Raw genomic sequence first — 1,119 nt, forward strand, 5'->3', positions numbered from 1 at the left:
CTTTGTTTCTTGATGTAAAGGTTGACCCAAAATTGGCACCTGTCTATGCACCGAATATAGGTTTAGCTTTCAGGATGTTATGGTCAGAATAATTACTGGGAAATATAAAGGGCGTTTGTTGAAGCTTGCTAAGGGAAACGATATAAGACCAACTTCTGATAGGGTGAAGGAAGCACTTTTTAATGTTCTCGCAAGTAGGATTAATTTTGAAAACCTTTTAGTTCTTGATTTATTCGCTGGAACTGGTGCACTTGGTTTTGAGGCGCTGAGTAGAGGAGCTGAAAAGGTTATTTTCGTTGACAATCATCGTGGAGCTTTGAGGATGATAAAAGAGAATGCGCAAATGCTCGGTTGCTCTGAAAAAGTTTTTGTAGTTAATGACGACGCTTTAAATTTCATCGAATATACCAATGAGAAATTTGACCTTATCTTTGCAGATCCCCCCTATATGTATCCCCATATTGATAAACTTGTTCACAAAATTTGGGAAAAGAAGTTGTTGAGCGAGATTGGATTCTTTTCACTTGAGCACGATTCGGGTATTGTTTTCACATCTGAAACGACACCTTTTGAGGTTGAAACAAGGAGAGCGTTTGGGAAGACTGCATTCACAATTTTTAAATATAAGGAGTGATGAAAGGTGAAAAGAATTGCAATTTACCCAGGGACATTTGATCCGATAACGAATGGACATATCGATGTGATAGAGCGTGCGTCAAGATTATTTGATAAAGTTATAGTCACCGTCGCAAAGAATGTCGCCAAAACACCACTCTTTACAGTTGAAGAGAGAATCAAAATGATTAAAGAAGTTGTGAAAAATTTTGATAATGTTGAAGTTGATAGTTTTGACGGTCTTCTTGTTGATTACGCAAAGATGAAAAATGCGGTTGCTATAATAAGGGGGTTACGTGCAGTTTCAGACTTTGAGTATGAATTTCAGATGGCTCTGATGAACAGAAAGATATGTGATATAACAACCGTCTTTCTTGTTCCCCACGAGAAATACACATATTTAAATTCGACGATAGTTCGAGAGATAGCTTCATTTGGTGGAGATGTTAGCAACTTCGTTCCGAAGATAGTTGAGAAAATGCTTAAGGAGAAGTTTAAACAAAA

General features: G+C 37.3%; 2 protein-coding genes (1 of these 2 only partly in view). Both read left to right on the plus strand.

Going from position 1 to position 1,119, the window contains the following annotated elements:
* Window positions 1-79: 79 nt before the first annotated feature.
* Entirely contained in the window at window positions 80-634 is a 555-nt protein-coding gene (rsmD, locus tag AWW78_RS07755) for a 16S rRNA (guanine(966)-N(2))-methyltransferase RsmD (RefSeq protein WP_047134804.1), read from the plus strand.
* A 6-nt stretch (window positions 635-640) separates the two neighbouring features.
* Window positions 641-1,119 carry the 5' end (the start) of a pantetheine-phosphate adenylyltransferase gene (gene coaD, locus AWW78_RS07765; RefSeq protein WP_082359564.1) on the plus strand. Its footprint extends 1,225 nt past the window's final position, so the window shows 479 of its 1,704 coding nt (coding positions 1-479); it begins with the start codon at window positions 641-643; its stop codon lies beyond the right edge, outside the window.

Source organism: Candidatus Kryptonium thompsonii, assembly GCF_001535985.1.
Classification (GTDB): domain Bacteria; phylum Bacteroidota; class Ignavibacteria; order Kryptoniales; family Kryptoniaceae; genus Kryptonium; species Kryptonium thompsonii.

Coding starts and splice junctions, on each gene's coding strand:
- rsmD (WP_047134804.1), top strand. CDS start 80: ATGGTCAGAATAATTACTGGGAAATATAAAGGGCGTTTGTTGAAGCTT.